Genomic DNA, 239 nt, shown 5'->3' on the forward strand with positions numbered 1-239 from the left:
CTTCCGATTTGCTCTCCACCTGTCGCTCCATCAATCACATCCAGCCCTTCGTAGTCCTTGCCAATCTGCTCCAGCATCTGAGGAACGGTCATTTTGGTATATTGAAAAGAGCGGGTACGCTGCTGAATATCCATCCGGTAGGTATGGGAAATCGCCTCCACTTCCAGATAGTACACGTCCCGTACGACCTTTACTTCGACCGATAGGGCAATCCCGCTGAACAGCGGCTTGCTTTCACC

General features: G+C 51.9%; 1 pseudogene. It reads right to left on the reverse strand.

From position 1 onward, the window contains the following. Positions 1 to 239: pseudogene (locus JO375_RS15905) on the reverse strand (hypothetical protein); the annotation flags it as partial.

The sequence above is a fragment of the Paenibacillus farraposensis genome (assembly GCF_020736845.1).
GTDB classification, from domain to species: domain Bacteria; phylum Bacillota; class Bacilli; order Paenibacillales; family Paenibacillaceae; genus Paenibacillus; species Paenibacillus farraposensis.